Raw genomic sequence first — 20,061 nt, 5'->3', positions numbered from 1 at the left:
CAATGTTAAAGACAGGCGGCCATATCGATTATAATACGGAGGTGATCACCGTTCGGCATGTCAGTAAGTCATTCGGTGAAAACCACGTGCTGCGTGGTGTTGACCTCAAGCTGCACAACGGCGAGAATTTGGTGGTACTGGGGAGATCGGGTACGGGAAAATCTGTTTTGATAAAATTGATATCCGGATTATTAAAACCGGACAGCGGCACGATTGAAGTCCTCGGCGAACATGTGGATGAACTGAATGAAAAAGAGCTTCAGCAACTCCGGCTGAAGATTGGTTTTTCTTTCCAGAATAGTGCGTTGTACGACAGTATGACCGTCAGGGAAAACCTGGAGTTTCCGTTGGTGCGGAATAAGCGCCATCTTTCAAGGGCGGAAATTAATCACGAGGTGGAGGATGTACTGGATGCCGTGGGGTTGCTGAACACCATCAATCAAATGCCTTCGGAGTTGTCCGGTGGGCAGCGGAAGCGTATCGGTATTGCACGGACTTTGATACTCCGGCCTGAAATCATGCTTTATGATGAGCCCACTGCCGGGCTTGACCCGATTACATGTATCGAGATCAACGGACTGATAAACGAGGTGCAGGAAAAATATAAAACATCATCTATCATCATTACGCATGATCTGGCTTGTGCCAAAAGCGTGGGCGACCGGATCGTGATGCTGCTTGACGGCAGGTTTGAGCGGCAGGGAAGTTTTGATGAGATTTTTGATACAGATGATGAACGGGTAAAGCCGTTTCATGACTATAATTTTATCACATAATTATGAGTGCTACAGAAAATAGACGTTCAATAATCGTGGGGCTGTTCGTGCTGGTTGGGCTGGTCATATTGGTGGCCGGTATCCTGGTGCTTGGCGGGCAACAAAACCGCTTTTCTAAGACCGTGACCGTGACTACTGTATTTAGCGATGTCAGCGGGCTGAAGGCTGGGAATAATGTCTGGTTTTCGGGGGTGAAAATCGGAACGATCAAGAGCATCCGGTTTAAAAGCCTCAAAGAAGTGGAAATCGCAATGGCCATTGAGGAAGCTTCGCGCCAGTATATCCGCAAGGACGCATTGGCGGAAATCGGTTCCGAGAGTTTCATTGGAAATAAATTGATCGTGATAAAAGGCGGCAGCAGCGATGCGCCAGCTATTGAGGATGGTGACAAGCTGCAGGCGGCTCCTACAGGTGGCCTGGATGCCATGATGGCTACGTTGCAGGTGAACAATGAAAACCTCGTGGAGATTACCAAGAATTTCGGAGACCTGAGCGCGCGTATTGCGCGTGGTGAAGGTACCGTGGGTACGTTGCTCACGGACTCGTTGATGGCTATCCATGTCAAGCAAATGATTGCCAACCTCAATCAGACAACGGCAAACACTGCAAAGGCGTCGCAGGCACTTAACCAACTGACGGCAAAGCTCAACCAGGAAGGGACACTCATCAATGATTTGCTTACCGATACGGTTGTCTACGGCAGCCTGCAATCCGCAGTTGCGCAGTTGGAGGGCATCACCCAGACTGCCTCGGCCTTGGTGACCAATTTGAACCAAACTGCCGGCAAGCTGGATGATAAAGATAATGCCGTGGGGGTGTTGCTGAACGATCCGGAAGCAGCGGAGACGATTCGCCAGACCTTGCAGAATTTAGAGCAAAGCACGGAGAAACTCGATCAAAACATGGAAGCCCTGCAGCACAATTTTTTATTCAGGGGTTTTTTCCGCAGGCAAGCGCGTGAAGCGGCAAAAAATGCAGGGGAGAATGATTAGTGGGGAAGCAATTCAGGTAACGCTTCTACTTCCATATCTCCGCCCGGCGCAATCTCCGAAAACCTGACAGGGACAAGCTCGTTTACCAACAAGGGATCATAGGGGGTACGTACCTTTACATAATTCCGGCTGAAGCCTTGCATGTAACCGTCTTTGATATCACCTTCGAACAAGACTTCACCTGCTTTGCCCAGCTGGGATTGATAAAAAGCCCGACGTTTTTTCTCCGAAAGGATATGCAGCATTTTGCTGCGTTCGCCACGTTGTGCACCCGGAACGGCCCCTTCCATTTGTGATGCTATGGTATTTTCACGTTCCGAATAGGTGAATACATGCAAATAAGAGACATCCAGATTGTTGAGGAAGTGGTAAGTGTCGAGAAAATCTTCCTTCGTTTCACCTGGAAATCCGACGATAACGTCCACGCCGACACAACAGTCGGGCATCAATTCCTTGATTTTTGCTATTCGGCTGGCATACAGTTCCCGACGGTAGCGCCTGCGCATCATTGCCAATACCTTGTTGGATCCGGACTGCAAGGGGATATGGAAGTGGGGAACGAACCGTGCCGATTGCGAAACGTACTCGATGATTTCATCACTGAGTAGATTGGGTTCGATGGAAGAAATACGGAACCGATCTATGCCTTCGACCGCGTCAAGTGCCTTGATGAGGTCAAAGAATCGGTCTTCCCGCTTGCCGTTCCGAATACCAAAATCGCCGATGTTGACACCGGTAAGTACAATTTCCCTTACTCCGGATGCGGCAATTTCCGCTGCTTGTTTTACCAGATCCGTGATGGTGCCGCTACGACTGGCGCCCCGGGCTAATGGAATGGTGCAAAAGGTACAGGAATAATCGCATCCATCCTGGACCTTCAGGAACGTACGCGTACGGTCGCCTATGGAAAATGCGGGAACAAACTGATTGGTATCTGCGATAGGTGCGTTGTATATAATTGCCTTAGGTTGTTTAGTTAAATCGTTGATGTGCTGTACGATATTGAACTTTTCTGCGGCACCCAATACCATATCCACACCTGGTATTTCGGTAATCTCACGGGGCTTCAGCTGGGCATAACACCCTACGACCACGATGTAAGCATTCGGCGAGTGATTGAGCGCTTCTTTAACCACTTTCCTGCATTTCCGGTCGGCATTTTCGGTGACCGAGCATGTATTGATGACATAGATATCCGCTGCGCTGTTGAAGGGCGTAGTCTCGTATCCGGCTTGTTGGAAAATACGGCCAATGGAAGAGGTTTCTGAAAAATTCAGCTTGCACCCCAATGTATAGAAGGCTACTTTTTTACTCATTTCGAGGGGCAAAGGTACGGAAAAACAGTGAATAACCTGCAAGGAAAGATAGCCCGCCCAGGACACAAAAAACTCGGCCATGAAGCCGAGGCGGTGGTGGGAAATACAGGGCTCGAACCTGTGACCCCTACCTTGTCGAGGTAGTGCTCTGAACCAACTGAGCTAATTTCCCCTGGTGGCACAAAAATAGCTTTTTTTATCGATGATGCAAATCATTTGTTGAAAAGCGCCGTAAATTTTGTTTTGGCCTGTTCGCTCCGGCTGTGCCCGGAATACGTGACAGGATTTCAGTGATTAAAATTAACAGCCTCACGACCTCGATCAAAAGTTACGGAATATTGCCGGAAATAGGGCGCACTTCATCAAACCGACAACGTAAAAAGCAAAAAACCCCTCATACAATCTGTACAAGGGGCTTTTTGTGGTACCAGCTGGAATCGAACCAGCGACACAAGGATTTTCAGTCCTTTGCTCTACCAACTGAGCTATGGTACCTTTCCGCTAAGCAACGTTACCGTTGTTTTGGGACTGCAAATGTAGCGCCTTTTTTCATTTATGAAAACTTTTTTTGAAAAATATTAGGTCTCTCGCGGCAAGCAGCTGATAGTGTTGGGGATAAAATGACAAGACCAAAACATACCGTAAGGGAAATTGCCCTATCTTTGCATCTTTAAATACCAGAAATGAGTAAAAGAGGACGAGTATTAGTTGCTATGAGTGGAGGGGTGGATAGTTCGGTCGCCGCCGTAATGCTTCATGAACAAGGATATGAAGTCATCGGGTTGACGATGAAGACCTGGGATTACGCCTCGTCGGGTAGTTCATCTAAAGAGACCGGATGCTGTAGCCTCGATAGTATTAATGACGCAAGGGCATTGGCTGTATCATACGGTTTTCCACACTATATATTGGATATCCGCGGCGAATTTGGTGATTTTGTCATCGATAACTTCGTCGATGAATACCTGGCGGGGCGGACGCCAAACCCTTGTGTGCTTTGCAACACTCATATAAAATGGGAGGCCTTGCTCAAGCGGGCCGATAAGCTGGATTGCGAGTTTATCGCGACAGGGCACTATGCCAATATCCGCCAACAGGACAACGGCCGTTATGTGATTTCTAAAGGTAAGGATGTCCACAAAGATCAATCTTATGTGCTTTGGGGAGTGTCACAGGAAAACCTTGCCCGTACCCAATTTCCGTTGGGTAGCTACACGAAAGCAGAGATACGGCAGATGGCTGCGGAAATGGGACAGCTGGAGCTTGCCAACAAGTCGGAAAGTTATGAAATCTGTTTTGTGCCCGATAATGATTACCGGGCTTTCCTGCGCCACCGCGTGAACGATATCGACGATCGCATCGGTAACGGGCATTTTGTGCTGACGGACGGCACGGTGGTAGGCCAACACCAAGGGTATCCCTATTACACCATTGGCCAACGTAAGGGGTTAGGTATAGCGTTGGGACGTCCTGTCTTTGTGATCGAAATACGCCCTGAAAGCAACACCGTGGTGTTGGGCGATGAGCACGAATTGGAACGCCGTGAAGCTTATGTGAAAAATGTAAACCTGGTGAAATATGCAACGATTGAAAAGCCGATGGAAGCCATTACCAAAATACGTTATAAGGACGCCGGCATGACCAGTACAATTGTGCAGGAAGCAGGTAATGTTAAAGTGGATTTTCACCACGCAGTAAAAGGTATTGCCCCTGGCCAGTCGGCGGTGTTTTATGAAGGTAATGACTTGCTTGGCGGCGGTTTTCTGATGTAATCGGTGCTGCAAGTACCGCCATCACCGACTATAGGGAAAAAGAAAAGGCCCATGATAAAACACGGGCCTTTCTTTTATGGTGGGGGTGGGGGTTAGATTTTGCCTACCAGTTCCACCAAATCAACCAATTTATTGGAATAGCCCCATTCGTTGTCGTACCATGACACGACTTTGACAAAGTTTTCATTGAGCGAGATCCCTGCTTTTGCGTCAAAAATTGATGTACGTGCATCGCCACGGAAATCTTCAGACACAACATCATCTTCCGTGTAACCAAGTATACCTTTCAGTTCGCCTTCGGAAGCTTCTTTGAATGCTTGTTTGATTTCTTCATAAGAGGCGGGTTTTTCAAGCCGCGCGGTGAGGTCTACGACCGATACGTCAGGCACGGGTACGCGGAAGGACATGCCAGTGAGCTTACCTTTCAACTCGGGCAGTACCAATCCGACAGCTTTCGCAGCACCTGTGGACGAAGGAATGATATTCTGGTATGCGCCCCGTCCGCCACGCCAGTCTTTTACAGATGGACCGTCTACGGTTTTTTGGGTGGCAGTGACCGCGTGGATGGTACTCATCAACCCCTCGATGATACCAAATTTGTCATGGAGGACCTTGGCAAGCGGAGCCAGACAGTTGGTGGTGCATGATGCGTTAGACACGATGGTTTGGTCGGCTTTAAGTTCCTTGTGGTTGACGCCCATCACAAAGGTGGGAGTGTCGTCCTTTGCCGGAGCAGACATCACCACTTTTTTGGCACCGGCATCGATGTGCTTCTGTGCAGTTTCCTTAGTAAGAAACAGGCCTGTAGATTCGATGATGACTTCAGCACCGACTTCATTCCATTTGAGGTTGGCGGGGTCTTTCTCGGCGGTCACACGGATGGTTTTGCCATTCACAATTAAGTTGCCGTCCTTTGCTTCCACGGTACCGTCAAATCTACCGTGGGTAGAGTCATATTTCAGCATGTAAGCCATGTATTCGGGATCTACCAAATCGTTGATTCCAACAATTTCAACGCCAGGACGGTTTACTGCTGCTCTGAATGCTAAACGGCCTATCCGGCCGAATCCATTGATTCCAATTTTCATTTTTAATTTTTATTTAAATAGTATTTCAATAAATTATGTATAGGTTCTTTTATGACAGTGCCAATCGTTATACCGTACCGTTGTGCCACCTCCCGTAACCATTCTTCATAGCCGGCTGCAACACTCCCCGTAAAGTTAACGGTCATATCCGGGTATTGTTTTGTCAGGGGCAGCAAGTACGTTTCGATATATAGTTTAAAGCCATGATGAATCATGCTTTTGATGAACCGGTGTTTGTGGTTTTCCATCACAAAGTCGGCAAAAGACGTCAGGAACAGTGTCGGATTCGCTTGGTTATATACCTTGTCAAGGATCACTTTGCGGTCAAGTGGGTACCGGGCAACAAATTTTTCCAGCAAATCCTCGGGCATCGTTTCGTTGAGAAAGCTTTTCAGCAGCATACGGCCAATCCAATTGGCGGAACCCTCATCGGCCAAAATATATCCCAGGCCAAAGTTGTTGTCTGACGTCCGCTTGCCATTGAAATACGCTGCATTTGAACCGCTGCCCAATATGCCGATAAGCCCTTTTCCATCGCCAAAAGTTGAAAGTGCCGACGCTTTGACATCGTGATCAACGGTTACCTTTGCGTTGATGAAGAATTGCCTAAAAACAGTAGCTATCTTTTCCTTTCGCTCGGGGGAAGACGAACCGGCACCGAAAAAGTAAATCCGTTTGATTTGTTCAGCGTAGTTGATGAGGTTATTGTTTTTATTCAACAGCTGGAAGATAAACCGTTCATCATGGAGATAGGGGTTTATGCCCATCGTCCGGAACCCGGTGATGATTTTTCGTTTATCTGCCAGTCTCCAATCGGAAAACCTTGAACCACTGAATACAACCGCTATCATATTGATAACACTTCCATCATTTCAAGCATATCTTCGCTCAGTTTGAACACTTTCTTGTTCAGCACTTCTTCAAGTGGAGTGGTTTGGATCTCGTTTCCTCGGATGCCCACCATGATGCGTGTCTTGCCCGAGAGTAGGTGGCGCACGGCGGCAAAACCCAACCGGCTGGCCAACACCCTGTCAAAGCTGCTGGGGGATCCGCCCCGCTGAAGGTGGCCCAGAATGGTAACTTTGGTGTCGTAAAAGTTGAACCGTGCCTTAACTTCCTTTGCGACATTATAAGCGCCCCCGTTTTCTTCTCCTTCTGCAACGATTACTATCGTGGATGATTTTTTGCTTTTAGCGGCGCTTTCCAGTTGGTTGCAAAGTTCTTCGATGCCGGTAGCTTTCTCTGGCAGTAGTATCGCTTCAGCCCCGCCGGCAATACCGGCATTCAAGGCGATGCAGCCGGAGTCACGTCCCATTACTTCTACAAAAAAGAGCCGGTCGTGGGAAGCAGCGGTGTCCCGTATTTTATCGATGGCTTCAATGACCGTATTGGTAGCCGTATCATAGCCAAGTGTGAAGTCTGAACCGTAAAGATCGTTATCAATGGTTCCCGGAATACAAACCACCGGAATGTTATGTTCGCGAGAAAAAATTTCGGCGCCGGTAAAGGTTCCGTCTCCGCCAATCGCAATGAGGCCATCAATGCCCACTGCCTTGATGTTGTCATACGCTTTTTGCCTGCCTTCCGCCGTATGAAAAGCTTTGCATCTCGCGGTCTTCAGGATAGTGCCGCCCAACTGAATGATGTTGCTCACCGAACGGCTGTTCATCTCGTGGAAATTAGCCTCAATCATTCCTTGGTAACCCTGGTAAATACCAACCACGGATTTGCCGGCGTGTAATGCTGTGCGGACCGCGGCACGAATACAAGCATTCATGCCCGGCGCATCGCCACCCGATGTAAATATCCCTAGTTTCGTTATGCTTTGCACTTTTCTAATAATCTTTATAAATTAGCAGCACGAATATAGTGTGTATTTGTTACACTATTAAATTTTTCAAGGATTATTTTTTTTCACTTGAAAGGTTTAAGTGAGCAAATTTAGCAAATAAAAATCAATTAATAAACAAATAATCAAAGCTTTGCAATCAGGTTTACCACATTTACAATCCATATTCACGACAGACTGTGTAATTTTCGGCTTTAAGGAAGGCGAACTAAAAGTTCTGCTTATTGAACGCAATGAGTATCCGTTTAAAGGATGGTGGGCGCTTCCGGGTTTTTTCGTGGAGCACAACGAAACGATAGATGATGCTGTGAAGCGGATTTTGTATGAACATACAGGGTTGCGCGGAATCTTCATGGAACAGTTATATACGTTTGGTGATCTAAAACGTCATCCGCAAGGTCGGATCATCACCGTTGCTTACTATGCCCTGCTGCGATTGGATGATCTGAAAAGCCAGCCAGAACCAGTGACCGATTATGCCCGCCAGGCAGTTTGGCACCCGTTGAATGACCTGCCGGAGTTAGCCTTTGACCACCGCCATATCATCGATAAAAGTATTATGAAGGTGAGACGGAAGATAAGTTATAGCCCGATAGCCTTCGAATTGCTGCCAGAGAAATTTACCCTTACCCAATTGCAGCAATTGTATGAGGCTATTTGGGGGCGCAAATTGGATAAACGTAATTTTAGGAAAAAAATGCTTAACTATAACATATTGAAAGAACTGCCTGAATTTCAGCGGGGTGTATCTTACCGAGCTGCCCGATTATACAAACTGGATAAACGGAAATATGCGAAGGTATTCCAGAATGAACTCACGTTTTCCAAGGATTAAGGCGGTTGTCATTCCCCACTGCCATAGGGTTGTCATTACCATACATTTTCTTTGCAATCGCTTGGTTTGTAAGCATTGTGTCATAAGATGAACCGAACCGCCGGTGTCGGTAATTTCTTTTTGCGGAATTCTTTTATTGTTGTACTTTTGACCAATTTTTAAAAATAGTCAAACAGTAAAACGGTAAAATAATACATGTTAGATGACAAAAGGAATCAAATTATCGCGGCAGCTTTAAGGCGGTTTTCGCATTTCGGTATCGCTAAGACGTCGATGAGCGAAATCGCCGATGACATGAAGCTTTCAAAGGCCAACTTATACTATTATTTTCAGGATAAGTTTGCACTGATCGAGGCTATCGCGTATCAGATTATGGACGAAAGCGACTTGGCGGTCGAACAAGCGTTGGAAGAAATTCCGAATACGTTGGATATGCTTATCCGATTGCTGGACATAAAAAAGGAATACCTCGAAAAATATTATATGCTGATCATCAATCTCCATGAAATGAATATGAATGAAGAGCGATGGATAGCCTTGTCGAAAGGCATGCTTCAACGGGAAACGGAAGTCATTTCGAAAATATTTGACCGGGGAATAAAACGTAACGAACTTGTAACATTTGATGTTTCATCCACGTCTGAACTGTACGTGGCAATCATGCGCGGCCTCGCCATGTTTTGCGACCACACCATACCGCACGCATTGGTGGATAAAGAAGAGTTAGATAGCATTATCGAAAAACAAAAGCAAGCAGCAACCATCTTCATTAACGGCATAAAAAAACAGATAAATAGCTGAAATCAATATGAATATATTAAGAATGAATATACGGTTAATTATAGCGGTGGTATTTGTGGGGTTGTGGGGAACCAACGCGGCTACGGCGCAGGAAGTACTGACCCTGAAGGATGCGCTCAACTATGCATTGAATAACAGCGAGGCGCTACGTAAGGCGCGGCTTGAAATCGAAGGTGGCAGGCACGTAGTGGCTGAGACCAGGGCAGCGGCCTTGCCTCAATTGGATGCAACCAGTACGCTGACAAATAATTTATTGGTACAGCAATTTGTGTTGCCCGCTGAATTTATGGGCGGTACTCCAGGAGAATTCGTAGCGATTGCAGCGGGCCAAACATGGAACGCGATGTCGCAGGTGCAGCTGAACCAGCAGATTTTCAACCAGCAGGTTTTTACCGGCCTTAAGGCCGCTCGGAGCTCGGAGGAGTATTATCGTCTGGCCGCTCAGCTTGCGGAAGAAAATCTCATTCAGCAAGTGGCTACCAATTATTATCAGGTCATCATTACCCGGCAACAGCTGGGGGTTATCGATGCCAATATCGAACGTGTATCTCAATTGGAAAACACCATTGGAAGTCAGTACGAGTTGGGTTTGGCCAAGAAGATTGACCTTGATCGGATAAAGGTAAACAAGAATAATTTATTGGCTCAGCGCGAACAATTGGAATACGCAGTCACGCAGCAAGAAAACTTGCTTAAATATTATATGGGCATGCCCATTGCCCAGCAAATCACTATTCCGGAAACTGAAATGAATAGCTTGGAGAACGAAGCGGTCGCCAGTTTGGGGAATGGTGCGGTCAATGTGGAACAATTGCTTGACTTTCAGGTGTTGAAAAAACAGGAAGAACTCTTAGGGTTTCAACGTAAGGCCTATGTCGCGGAATACTATCCAAGCTTGTCACTTAGCGGAAATTATACGTACTCCTCTCAAAGTGATAAGTTGAATGTGTACACTTCCCGAGCGTTGAGTTTTGACATGGCTGGTATCTCCCTGAACCTGCGTATACCGATATTCGATGGTAATGCACGGAGGGCGAGAGTCCGCCAGGCCGACGTGGAGCTGAAGAAGATTCATGAAGATTTGAGAAATACGTCCAATGCGCTGACAATGGCGTATGAAAACGCGAAGATACAAATAAAGAATAGTTTGAATACCATTGAATCACAGCGTGTTAATAAAGATTTTGCCGAAGAGGTGTTTAATAGCACGCAAAACAACTATAAAAATGGGCTGGCCAACCTCACGGATTTGCTTACTGCCGAAACGGATTTAGTAGCGGCTCAAAACAGCTACAATGAGGCTTTGCTCAATTATAAGGTGGCCCAAATAGAATTGGTTAAATCAAACGGACAAATCAAAACATTAGTAAACGAATAATCATCATCAATCACAATTAATATATGAAACGAGTCATCATCACCATCATTGTCGTCGTAGGAGTGCTTGCTCTTATCGGATGGGTATTAAGCAATAACAAAAAAGAAAACGAGGCGAAAACGGCTGTGGTGGCCGAAACAGGTGGTGCCATTGTGGTAAAAGCGGCTAAGGTGAATAGGCAACCCATCACGCTTGACTTTTCAGCGAATGGGACGTTTGCCGCAAACCAAGACCTGACCTTGCTTTCTGAAGTAAGTGGACGTGTCACCCGTATATTGGTGAAAGAGGGCGCGCGTGTAAGCAGGGGGCAGGTGTTGGCTGTTGTTGACCCTGAAATCCTGAGCTTGGACAAACAGGCTGCGGAAGACGCGCTTCAGAAGTTAAAGACAGACTACGAGCGTTATAAAAGCTCTTTCGAGACGGGCGGCGTAACCCGTGCGCAACTGGATGATATCGAATTGCAATTGCGCAATGCGGAGGTGAAGTTGCAGCAAGCCAACCGGCGCGTACAGGACGCGAACATTAAATCGCCGATTAATGGAATTATCAATCGCCGTGATATTGAAGTAGGTGCGTACTTGTCGCCGGGTACTGAATTGTTTGAGATTGTCGATTTATCCCAGTTGAAGTTAAAAGTCTCCGCCAACGAAAACCAAGTGGTGAACCTCAAGTTGGGCGATAAAGTCGCTATTACCAGCTCTGTTTTTCCGGATAAGGAATTCAACGGAACGGTTAGCTTCATCGCAGCAAAGGCCGACAATACACTGAATTATCCCATTGAGATTACGGTTGATAACAACACTTCCGTTCAATTGAAAGCGGGAATGTACGGCACAGCCAACTTCAGGTTCCCTCAACAGGAGCCAACGATTTTGATACCGAGGGGTGCTTTTGTCGGGGGGGTTAATAGCAATCGTATCTATGTGCTTGACGCGGATAGTACAGCGCGGACGCGTGAAGTGGTTGCCGGAAGGATTTTAGGCGAGCAAGTGGAAATATTAAGAGGCCTTGAAGAAGGTGAAACCGTCATTACCAGTGGACAGATCAACTTGGTAGATGGTGCAAAAGTCGAAGCGCAACTCGATTCGACGGCTGACAGCCAGTCGCAGGTCTCAACTTCAAATTAAAACGTCTCATATCTTAAGTCATGAAGATAGCAGAAATATCGATTAAACGCCCATCCATCGTCATTGTGGTTTATACCGCCTTGACCTTGCTGGGTATCCTGAGCTATTTCTCGTTGAACTACGAGTTGCTCCCAAAGTTTTCACCCAATGTGGTGTCCATCACGACCGTTTATCCCGGTGCATCGCCAAGTGAGGTTGAAAACACGGTCACCAAGAAAATAGAGGATGCGGTGGCCTCCTTAGAAAACATCAAGAAGCTGGATGCGACATCGTTCGAAAGTCTTTCGATGGTCGTCATCGAACTCCATAGTGGCGCAGATGTTGATTATTCGCTGAACGATGCGCAGCGTAAAGTCAATGCCATTCTTTCGGACTTGCCGGATGATGCTGAAACGCCGTCATTAGCGAAGTTCTCCATGGATGACCTGCCCATCCTTACGCTTGCCGCTACGGGTAATTTGGACGATGCAGCTTTTTATGATTTGATTGACAAGCGTGTTCAGCCGGTGCTTTCGCGCGTGCCGGGTGTAGCGCAGGTAAACCTTATCGGTGGGCAGGAGCGCGAAATCCAAGTGAGCATTGATGCCTCCCGCTTGCAAGGTTACGGCATGTCTATCCTTCAGGTGCAACAGGCTATCCTGACGTCCAACCTCGATTTCCCGACGGGAAGCGTAAAGACGCAGAATCAGGATATCCTTATCCGCCTGGCAGGGAAGTATAAGACGGTCGACGAACTTCGGAACTTGGTCATTGCTACCACTCCTACAGGAGCGCAGGTGCGGGTGCGGGATATCGCTGATGTACAGGATAGCCAAAAAGATGTTGAAAAAATAGCCCGGGTAAACAACCGGAGCGCCTTGGTGCTTCAGGTATTGAAACAGTCGGATGCCAATGCGGTGGAAGTGAGCCGTGGTTCACAGGAGGTCATCGCCAACCTGACGCAAATGTATGCAAAGGAAGGGCTGAAGATCGATGTCGCCAATGATAGTTCAACCTATACCCTGGAATCAGCCGACGCGGTGATCTTCGACTTGTTTTTGGCTATCGTATTGGTGGCGATTGTCATGCTGTTTTTCCTGCACAGCCTTCGGAATGCGGTAATCGTCATGGTCGCTATTCCTGCTTCATTGATTGCTACGTTTATCGGTATAAATCTTTTGGGATACACGCTCAACCTCATGTCATTGCTGGGGCTTTCATTGGTCGTGGGTATTTTGGTGGATGATGCCATTGTGGTTATTGAAAACATCTACCGGCACATGGAGATGGGCAAGAACAAAGTGCGCGCATCTTACGACGGGGCCAAGGAAATCGGCTTTACGGTAGTGTCCATAACGATGGTCATTGTCGTGGTGTTCTTGCCTATTGCGTTGAGTACGGGCATGGTATCGGATATTTTGCGGGAGTTTTGTGTGGTGGTAGTTATCGCCACGTTGCTCAGTTTGTTGGCTTCGTTTACGATTGTGCCCTTGCTTACATCGCGATTCGGGAAATTGGAACGGGTTTCCAACACGAACATCTTCGGGCGATTCATCCTTTGGTTTGAAAAGCAGTTGCATCGTTTCACCCGTTGGATGACCGGTATCCTGAAATGGTCGCTCAACCATAAATTTATCACGCTGACGTTGGTCGTGCTGCTGTTCTTTGCTTCCTTCATATTGCCCGCAGGTGGTTTCATTGGATTCGAATTTTTTGCGTCGGGAGATAGGGGGGAGTTCTTGGTGCAGATTGAAATGCCCAAGGATGCTTCCATCGAGCAAACCAACCAAATGACCAGACGGGCGGAAGAATACTTGGGTACAAAACCCGAGATTGTGTCGATGATTACAACGGTGGGCCAGTCAAGCGATGCTGTAACGGGCGCGCTGACAACCATGTATAAATCAGAAATCACCGTCAAGCTTGTGGAAAAGAAGGAACGGGAGGATGAGAGTAGCATTTATGCAGCGAAGATAAAACGCGAGTTGGAAAAAGTATTGGTGGGTGCCAAAGTAAAGACTGTCCCCATCAGTATTGTCGGATTTGCTGAGCAAGCGCCCGTCGAAATGGTGGTGATGGGTTCGGATCTGGACAGCGTGCTCGCTTATGCGGAAGATGCGCTGGCTTTATTGAACAAAATTCCCGGCACGGTCGAGAGTAAGCTTTCGGTAGAAAGCGGTACACCGGAAATTACGGTTGAAGTGGACAGGGATAAAATGGCCGCATTGGGGTTAAACCTGCAGACTGTCGGAGCGACGATGCAGACCGCGTTTAACGGCAACACCGACGGTAAGTTCCGCGCAGGCGAATATGAATATGACATCAACATCCGTTTTGATGATTATGATCGGAAGAATGTGAATGATGTAAGCAACCTCCAGTTTACCAACGATGCGGGGCAGCTGGTGCGGTTGTCGCAGTTTGCGACCATTCAAGAGGGGTCGGGGCCGAGCCAATTGGAACGCCGCGACAAAAGTACGTCGGTAAAGGTGCAATCTCAGGTTGTGGGGCGCACGGCCAGTGCGGTAGTGACCGATTGGTTGGAGCAACTGGACCAAGTGCACACGCCCAGTGGTGTAAGCTATGTTTGGGGGGGCGATATGGAGCAACAGTCTGAGGGCTTCGGTACGTTGGGCATCGCGTTACTGGCGTCGGTATTGTTGGTATATTTCATCATGGTCGCCTTGTATGATAGTTTTGTGTATCCGTTTGTGGTGATGTTTTCCATACCATTGGCGGTGATAGGCGCTTTCTTAGCCCTAGCGCTGACGAACAATACGCTGAGTATCTTTACGATTCTGGGACTCATCATGCTGATTGGTTTGGTGGCCAAGAATGCCATCATCCTTGTGGATTTTACCAACCACCTCAAAGCGGAAGGTAAATCGACACGCGAGGCACTCATCCTGGCTAATCAAGCGCGTCTGAGGCCCATTCTGATGACAACCATCGCCATGGTGTTCGGTATGCTTCCCATTGCGATTGCATCGGGTGCGGGTGCGGAATGGAAAAACGGCCTGGCTTGGGTGATTATCGGTGGCTTGATCAGTTCGCTGTTTCTTACCCTCATCGTGGTGCCGGTAGTTTACCAAATGGTAGACAATGTCCTGCACCGCTTTGGGCTCGATAAACAAGGACGGCCCATCGACGAGCTGATGGTTGAGGAGTATGTGCATAAGGAGGTGAAGGAATATGAAGATGAACCTGTTTAGTTCTATTGATTAGGTTAATATGTTTACAGGCCTGCTGGAAACCTTATCCAGCAGGTTTTTTTAGTTTTATGGGACCACTGGCCCGGTTGCTTCCGGTTTGCCGTATCATTTAATCTCCTTATCTTTACTCGCGCAAAGGAAAACTTACCATGAAGCAATACCTCGATTTAATGCGCCATGTTTACGAGAATGGCGTGGATAAGCACGACCGTACGGGCACGGGGACACGCAGTGTCTTTGGCTACCAGATGCGTTTTGACCTCAAAGCGGGGTTTCCATTGGTTACCACGAAAAAGGTACACCTGCGATCGATTATCCACGAGTTGATTTGGTTTCTCAAGGGCGATACCAATATACGCTACCTGAAAGAAAATGGGGTGAGCATTTGGGATGAGTGGGCAGACGAGCAAGGGAACCTGGGGCCTGTTTACGGATCCCAGTGGCGATCCTGGCCTACACCCGGCGGCAAACATATCGACCAAATCACGAAGGTCATCCAGCAGCTCAAGACCAATCCGGATTCGCGCCGCATTATCGTGTCTGCATGGAATGTGTCCGAAATCGAAAACATGGCGTTGCCACCGTGCCATGCCCTCTTCCAGTTTTATGTGACTCCTGCGAATCCCGAGAAAGGTTGGTACAAGCCTCAGCTTTCCTGCCAATTGTATCAACGCAGTGCAGATATTTTCCTCGGTGTGCCGTTCAACATTGCTTCCTATGCGCTGCTTACGATGATGGTCGCGCAGGTATGCGGTATGGAGGCCGCTGAGTTTATCCATACTTTTGGAGACGCTCATCTTTACAGTAATCATTTCGAACAGGTGGCCTTACAGCTGAGCCGTGAGCCGCGGCCATTGCCACGGATGGTGATTAATCCGGAAGTCGTAGATATTTTTGACTTCAAGTATGGAGACTTCGAGTTGATGGACTACGACCCTTACCCACATATCAAAGCACCCGTGGCGGTGTAAGCGCGATGCTTATGGACAGCGTACTGATGGACAGACCATTTATCTCCGCTATTGTGGCGGCTGCAGAAAATAATGCGATTGGCAAAGGCAACGAACTGCTATGGCATCTACCGAATGACCTTCGGTTTTTTAAACAGACTACCTCGGGACATACCGTCGTTATGGGGCGCAAGACGTACGAATCGGTTGGCAAGCCTTTGCCAAATCGACGCAATATCGTCATCACGCGCCAAGCGGATTATGCAATCAATGGGGCCGAAGTGGTACATTCGCTTGATGAAGCCATACAACGGTGCACAGGCGACGGAGAAGTATTTGTGGTGGGAGGTGCTGAAATCTATAAAGCGGCATTACCTATCACGAACCGCATCTACCTCACCCGGGTGCATGCGACGCTTGCCGGCGATGCCTATTTTCCGGAGCTGGATGAGCGGGAGTGGACTATCGTATCCAGCCAGCACCACGAGCCGGATGAGCGGCATGCTTTTGCCTACACGTTCCTGTGCTACGAACGGGCGTAATGAAATTGTAGGAATTGTGTATTTTTACGGCTATGGCAGCAGTGTCTGATATCGTAAAGCGCAGAGCCATCAAGGAACGGCTTTTCTTTATTTTCAAAGTGGTGCTATGGGTGGTGATTGCCTATTCGTTTGCCACGGCGGAAACGTGGTACCGCGATTATCCCCGCGTTCGCCAATTTGCTTACGGGATCAATACCTTTCTCACCGGTAGTGTGCTTATCTCAATTGGCAGGTTTATGTTTATTGCACTGTACAAGCAGCGCAACACAAAGAATGACCGGATAAGGGGCAATTATGTGTTGGGCATCAACCAAATCGCTGCTTTGCTAAACGTTGCTTTTGCGGTTATCGGGTTGATGCTGATGTTTGGGATCAATCCAAAAGAATTTCTAACAAGCATCACGATTGTCGCCATGGCCATCGCACTGTTGTTCAAAGACTACATCACGAACATGATTAGCGGGCTATTGATTATGTTTTCCGACCAATTTACTATCGGCGACAATGTGCGGATAGGGGAGCACAAGGGAAAGATTGTAGACATCACCCTGGCCAATATTATGGTTAAAAATGAAGATGACGACGTGGTGCTAATCCCCAACAATACGGCATTTACCGCCAACATTATCAACCAATCCCTCCAAAATTCCAAAAAGCTGTCCATGGACTTTGAGTTGCCGCTGGCCCACTCATATGATCATGAGGCGTTGAAAAACAGTCTGGAGGAGGTAGTGAAACAATATGGCGGAGCCATTGTGACGGGAAGTTTTCAGTTTAAAGTTGTCGGTGTGGGGAAAGACGTTGTTAAATACAAACTGCAATTTTTTACCACTAAACGGGATGCTGACATTCGGAGAAAAGTACGAAGTGAGCTGTACCAACGCGTGATTGCGTATGACGCCGAACAAGCCCGGAGCCGAAGTAATGACTAGACCTTTCTTATTTTTACACTTTTCACGAAATGGTGGTTGCCTTTTTCGAGGATAAGATCGGCACGGAGCCGGGTGGGTAAAATGTTTTTCAGGAGATTAGGCTTGTTGATTTCATTCCAAATCTGGGTGGCCATTTTGATGCTTTCCTCCTCGCTCAGGTTGGCATAACGGTGAAAGTAAGAGCCGGGGTTCTGGAATGCGGTTTTACGAAGCCATTTAAACCGCTGAATATACCATTCCAACAGGTCTTCCGGACTGGCATCGACATAGATGGAATAATCAAAAAAGTCCGATACGAACACGCGCGGCCCGCGGTGTTTACCTTTGACATTTACCTGCAGCACATTGATGCCCTCCACGATTAATACATCCGGTTGCGCTATCCATTGCAACTCGTTCGGCAGGATATCGTAGGCCAAATGAGAATACACCGGGGCGGAAACCAGTTCCTTGCCGGATTTGATGTCAGACAGGAAGCCAAGCAGCCGCCTGGTGTCATAGCTTTCGGGAAACCCTTTTCGATTAAGTATCCCCTTGGATTCCAGGTAATGGTTGGGGTGCAAAAAGCCATCTGTTGTGATAAGGTCCACCTTGGGGTTGCCCGGAGAAAGTGACAGTACTTTCTGCAGCACCCGCGCTGTGGTACTTTTACCTGCCGCCACGCTCCCCGCTATCCCGATGATGAAAGGTAGGCGCTTGCTGTAGTTATTAAAAAACGAGTTGGCTTTTTGGTGCAGTTGGCGATAACTGTCGATATGTATTTGTAACAAATGGCTCAACGGAAAATAGACGTCTTCAATTTCCTGCATGGTCAGGGGCTCATTCAAGGCATTGAGCTTATGAATGTCGGCATCGGCTATGAGGTAAGATGGATGGCCGTTGAGATCCTTCCATTCCTCCCGAGTAATGTGGCGGAAGGGTGAATATGTAATACCGTTGTCCGTTTTTACCATACCGATGGGGTTTGGTGGAAGCTGCAAACTTAGCTAAAATGCGCGGCATTCTCGATACCGCTGGAATAAAAACTTTTAGGTGGCACCCGTTTTAAAGTAAACCTTTCAAAATGAGCTCTCCCGTAGCCGGATTGGTTGCAAGCGGCACGTTGTATACATCGCAAACCCGCATAAGCATCTGGATGTCTGGCTCATGGGCGTGTTTTCCCAATGGGTCGCGGAAGAAAATAATGGCATCTACCTTGCCTTCAGCGGCTAAGGCTGCGATTTGCGCGTCGCCTCCCTTTGGGCCGCTGAGCTTCAGTTCGACAGCCAATCCTGTTTGTCTGATGTAGGACCCGGTAGTGCCCGTGGCTACAAGTTTTGCATCGCGCAATAAAGCGACATGGTCTTTCACAAATCCGACCATTTCGGGCTTTTTGCCGTCATGCGCAATGAGTGCTATTGTTTTTTGTTTCATCACGTATAATTTTTAGATTTAAGAGGCATTTTAGCCTTTGGCAGACAGAAACCGCCAGGGGCTTCTGGTCTGCGAATGCTCCTTTTCGCTTATTAATTGACCTGCCAGCTGATTCAGCAGCTCATCATTTTCGCTGACCATCCTGTCGCCCAGCGCGATTAATTTCTGGATATTGTTATAGCTTGCCGCATCCAGCTCCTCATGTATGCTGTGCAGGTTGCTCGGCTCTATCCTGATATATTGCTCTGCTTTGCCGGCAGATCGATACAGTTGCTGTAAGAAGAAGTCGCTGCTTTCGGCGGCCCCGCTCATCATGATATCAATCAGGGCAGGCCCCACGGAGATTGCCCGCCTCTTTTTGAAGTGTTCATAATCATAGGCTTTTCTTGACCGTCCGGTGCCCAAAGACAAAATAGCGATATCATTGATTTTGGTTTCATTGAACGCCCGCGTGACTTCCACCAGCGCACTCATCGAAGGGTTGGGAGCAAATACGCCGCCGTCAAGCAGTGGGTAGCGCGTGCCACTGATGGAATATGTTTCGGCGACGCTGAAATAAGTGGGGGCGGCCGAGGTGGCCCGGCAGACGTCACGCAAGTAAAAGTCGCGCGAATCGCCGCGCACAATGGCGGTCTGCTGCCTAAAAAAGTGCGTTTTACGGAGCTCGATATTATAGGCGGTCACGATACATGGTTTGAGAAGTTCGCTCAGTTTAATCTCGCCAAAGTAGGCTTGCAGGACATGCTCCAGGGTTGCACTGGGGTAACGTTCGCTCAATAGGCCAAATTTGGCCATCAGTCGCCGGAAGAAACCGGCCTTGAAGATATCGCTGCCGTGTGTCACATAAATATCCAATGCTTCTTTCGCCGAAAATCTCGGGCGGGGCGGTGTCTGGTCATCGGGGCACAGCAGCAAGCAGATAAGGATGCCCCCTGTGCTAGTGCCCGCAAAAAAGTCGAAATAGTCAGCGATTGCGGCATCCGGATTATTACTTATACGCTTTAATCTCCGTTCTAAAGCCGCCAACAACATACCCGGAATGATTCCGCGGATTCCGCCGCCGTCTATCGAAAGGATTCTCTTCATCGTTTATAGTTTG

18 protein-coding genes and 2 tRNA genes are annotated in these 20,061 nt (G+C 47.9%); 11 read left to right on the top strand and 9 right to left on the bottom strand.

Annotation, left to right across the window (positions count from 1 at the left end):
• Positions 1 to 2: 2 nt before the first annotated feature.
• Both JHJ32_RS15695 and JHJ32_RS15690 read left to right on the top strand, forming a co-directional pair.
• Entirely contained in the window at positions 3 to 776 is a 774-nt protein-coding gene (locus tag JHJ32_RS15695; protein WP_079718549.1) for an ABC transporter ATP-binding protein, read from the top strand.
• Between the two features lie 2 nt (positions 777 to 778).
• Positions 779 to 1,768 (top strand): MlaD family protein, encoded by a 990-nt coding sequence (locus JHJ32_RS15690; protein ID WP_079718548.1) that lies wholly within the window; start codon positions 779 to 781, stop codon positions 1,766 to 1,768.
• Here JHJ32_RS15690 and mtaB read toward each other — a convergent pair.
• The 3 genes from mtaB to JHJ32_RS15675 all read right to left on the bottom strand — a co-directional run bounded on the left by mtaB (position 1,765) and on the right by JHJ32_RS15675 (position 3,579).
• Complete coding sequence (gene mtaB / locus JHJ32_RS15685) at positions 1,765 to 3,084, bottom strand: tRNA (N(6)-L-threonylcarbamoyladenosine(37)-C(2))-methylthiotransferase MtaB (RefSeq protein WP_200121585.1); 1,320 nt, start codon at positions 3,082 to 3,084, stop codon at positions 1,765 to 1,767. The genes JHJ32_RS15690 and mtaB overlap by 4 nt on opposite strands.
• A 94-nt stretch (positions 3,085 to 3,178) precedes the next feature.
• Positions 3,179 to 3,256 (bottom strand) — tRNA-Val (locus JHJ32_RS15680).
• 250 nt (positions 3,257 to 3,506) lie between these two features.
• A tRNA-Phe gene (locus tag JHJ32_RS15675) sits at positions 3,507 to 3,579 on the bottom strand.
• A gap of 188 nt (positions 3,580 to 3,767) precedes the next feature.
• Between JHJ32_RS15675 and mnmA the strand changes: the two genes are divergently transcribed.
• On the top strand, positions 3,768 to 4,856 hold the full coding sequence (mnmA, locus tag JHJ32_RS15670; protein ID WP_200121584.1) for a tRNA 2-thiouridine(34) synthase MnmA: 1,089 nt from the start codon (positions 3,768 to 3,770) through the stop codon (positions 4,854 to 4,856).
• A 92-nt stretch (positions 4,857 to 4,948) separates the two neighbouring features.
• Here the strand turns inward: mnmA and gap are convergent, their stop codons facing one another.
• Genes gap through pfkA form a run of 3 tightly spaced genes read right to left on the bottom strand, consistent with a single transcriptional unit; the run spans position 4,949 to position 7,775 of the window.
• On the bottom strand, positions 4,949 to 5,944 hold the full coding sequence (gene gap / locus JHJ32_RS15665; RefSeq protein ID WP_079718546.1) for a type I glyceraldehyde-3-phosphate dehydrogenase: 996 nt from the start codon (positions 5,942 to 5,944) through the stop codon (positions 4,949 to 4,951).
• 2 nt (positions 5,945 to 5,946) lie between these two features.
• Positions 5,947 to 6,795, bottom strand: a complete 849-nt coding sequence (locus tag JHJ32_RS15660; protein ID WP_079718545.1) for a hypothetical protein — start codon at positions 6,793 to 6,795, stop codon at positions 5,947 to 5,949.
• Complete coding sequence (gene pfkA / locus JHJ32_RS15655) at positions 6,792 to 7,775, bottom strand: 6-phosphofructokinase (protein WP_079718544.1); 984 nt, start codon at positions 7,773 to 7,775, stop codon at positions 6,792 to 6,794. Before pfkA ends, JHJ32_RS15660 begins: the two co-directional genes overlap by 4 nt.
• 151 nt (positions 7,776 to 7,926) lie before the next feature.
• Here pfkA and JHJ32_RS15650 point away from each other — a divergent pair, with 151 nt between their 5' ends.
• From JHJ32_RS15650 to JHJ32_RS15615, 8 genes are all read left to right on the top strand, one after another.
• Positions 7,927 to 8,628 carry an NUDIX domain-containing protein gene (locus JHJ32_RS15650; RefSeq protein WP_079718543.1) on the top strand — a complete coding sequence of 234 codons (702 nt, stop codon included), beginning with the start codon at positions 7,927 to 7,929 and terminating at the stop codon, positions 8,626 to 8,628.
• A gap of 195 nt (positions 8,629 to 8,823) precedes the next feature.
• Complete coding sequence (locus JHJ32_RS15645) at positions 8,824 to 9,429, top strand: TetR/AcrR family transcriptional regulator (protein WP_200121583.1); 606 nt, start codon at positions 8,824 to 8,826, stop codon at positions 9,427 to 9,429.
• Between the two features lie 22 nt (positions 9,430 to 9,451).
• Positions 9,452 to 10,807: a TolC family protein gene (locus tag JHJ32_RS15640; protein ID WP_233632697.1), complete on the top strand. Its 1,356-nt coding sequence runs from the start codon at positions 9,452 to 9,454 to the stop codon at positions 10,805 to 10,807.
• A gap of 23 nt (positions 10,808 to 10,830) precedes the next feature.
• Positions 10,831 to 11,934 carry an efflux RND transporter periplasmic adaptor subunit gene (locus JHJ32_RS15635; RefSeq protein WP_079718540.1) on the top strand — a complete coding sequence of 368 codons (1,104 nt, stop codon included), beginning with the start codon at positions 10,831 to 10,833 and terminating at the stop codon, positions 11,932 to 11,934.
• Between the two features lie 20 nt (positions 11,935 to 11,954).
• Positions 11,955 to 15,125 (top strand): efflux RND transporter permease subunit, encoded by a 3,171-nt coding sequence (locus tag JHJ32_RS15630; protein ID WP_079718539.1) that lies wholly within the window; start codon positions 11,955 to 11,957, stop codon positions 15,123 to 15,125.
• A 149-nt stretch (positions 15,126 to 15,274) separates the two neighbouring features.
• Positions 15,275 to 16,096, top strand: coding sequence for a thymidylate synthase (locus JHJ32_RS15625; RefSeq protein WP_079718538.1), 822 nt, complete (start codon positions 15,275 to 15,277; stop codon positions 16,094 to 16,096).
• A gap of 11 nt (positions 16,097 to 16,107) precedes the next feature.
• A complete protein-coding gene (locus JHJ32_RS15620; protein WP_304612946.1) occupies positions 16,108 to 16,617 on the top strand; it encodes a dihydrofolate reductase in 510 nt (169 codons plus the stop codon).
• A 32-nt stretch (positions 16,618 to 16,649) separates the two neighbouring features.
• Entirely contained in the window at positions 16,650 to 17,549 is a 900-nt protein-coding gene (locus JHJ32_RS15615; protein WP_079718537.1) for a mechanosensitive ion channel family protein, read from the top strand.
• On the opposite strand, the gene coaA is transcribed toward JHJ32_RS15615, so the two are convergent.
• From coaA to JHJ32_RS15600, 3 genes are all read right to left on the bottom strand, one after another.
• Positions 17,546 to 18,502 (bottom strand): type I pantothenate kinase, encoded by a 957-nt coding sequence (gene coaA / locus JHJ32_RS15610; protein ID WP_079718536.1) that lies wholly within the window; start codon positions 18,500 to 18,502, stop codon positions 17,546 to 17,548. The two genes, JHJ32_RS15615 and coaA, sit on opposite strands and share 4 nt — an antisense overlap.
• A 91-nt stretch (positions 18,503 to 18,593) precedes the next feature.
• Positions 18,594 to 18,962, bottom strand: coding sequence for a methylglyoxal synthase (locus tag JHJ32_RS15605; protein ID WP_200121582.1), 369 nt, complete (start codon positions 18,960 to 18,962; stop codon positions 18,594 to 18,596).
• A gap of 30 nt (positions 18,963 to 18,992) precedes the next feature.
• Positions 18,993 to 20,048, bottom strand: coding sequence for a patatin-like phospholipase family protein (locus JHJ32_RS15600; RefSeq protein ID WP_200121581.1), 1,056 nt, complete (start codon positions 20,046 to 20,048; stop codon positions 18,993 to 18,995).
• Between the last annotated feature and the right edge of the window lie 13 nt (positions 20,049 to 20,061).

This window comes from Parapedobacter sp. ISTM3, from assembly GCF_016533505.1.
GTDB lineage: Bacteria > Bacteroidota > Bacteroidia > Sphingobacteriales > Sphingobacteriaceae > Parapedobacter > Parapedobacter luteus.
This window is presented reverse-complemented; position numbering and strand designations above follow the sequence as displayed.

Excerpts from the sequence above, each read along its gene's own strand:
- JHJ32_RS15695 (WP_079718549.1), top strand. The coding sequence starts at position 3 with ATGTTAAAGACAGGCGGCCATATCGATTATAATACGGAGGTGATCACC.
- JHJ32_RS15690 (WP_079718548.1), top strand. The coding sequence starts at position 779 with ATGAGTGCTACAGAAAATAGACGTTCAATAATCGTGGGGCTGTTCGTG.
- mtaB (WP_200121585.1), bottom strand. The coding sequence starts at position 3,084 with ATGAGTAAAAAAGTAGCCTTCTATACATTGGGGTGCAAGCTGAATTTT.
- mnmA (WP_200121584.1), top strand. The coding sequence starts at position 3,768 with ATGAGTAAAAGAGGACGAGTATTAGTTGCTATGAGTGGAGGGGTGGAT.
- gap (WP_079718546.1), bottom strand. The coding sequence starts at position 5,944 with ATGAAAATTGGAATCAATGGATTCGGCCGGATAGGCCGTTTAGCATTC.
- JHJ32_RS15660 (WP_079718545.1), bottom strand. The coding sequence starts at position 6,795 with ATGATAGCGGTTGTATTCAGTGGTTCAAGGTTTTCCGATTGGAGACTG.
- JHJ32_RS15645 (WP_200121583.1), top strand. The coding sequence starts at position 8,824 with ATGTTAGATGACAAAAGGAATCAAATTATCGCGGCAGCTTTAAGGCGG.
- JHJ32_RS15640 (WP_233632697.1), top strand. The coding sequence starts at position 9,452 with ATGAATATACGGTTAATTATAGCGGTGGTATTTGTGGGGTTGTGGGGA.
- JHJ32_RS15635 (WP_079718540.1), top strand. The coding sequence starts at position 10,831 with ATGAAACGAGTCATCATCACCATCATTGTCGTCGTAGGAGTGCTTGCT.
- JHJ32_RS15630 (WP_079718539.1), top strand. The coding sequence starts at position 11,955 with ATGAAGATAGCAGAAATATCGATTAAACGCCCATCCATCGTCATTGTG.
- JHJ32_RS15625 (WP_079718538.1), top strand. The coding sequence starts at position 15,275 with ATGAAGCAATACCTCGATTTAATGCGCCATGTTTACGAGAATGGCGTG.
- JHJ32_RS15620 (WP_304612946.1), top strand. The coding sequence starts at position 16,108 with ATGGACAGCGTACTGATGGACAGACCATTTATCTCCGCTATTGTGGCG.
- JHJ32_RS15615 (WP_079718537.1), top strand. The coding sequence starts at position 16,650 with ATGGCAGCAGTGTCTGATATCGTAAAGCGCAGAGCCATCAAGGAACGG.
- coaA (WP_079718536.1), bottom strand. The coding sequence starts at position 18,502 with ATGGTAAAAACGGACAACGGTATTACATATTCACCCTTCCGCCACATT.
- JHJ32_RS15605 (WP_200121582.1), bottom strand. The coding sequence starts at position 18,962 with ATGAAACAAAAAACAATAGCACTCATTGCGCATGACGGCAAAAAGCCC.
- JHJ32_RS15600 (WP_200121581.1), bottom strand. The coding sequence starts at position 20,048 with ATGAAGAGAATCCTTTCGATAGACGGCGGCGGAATCCGCGGAATCATT.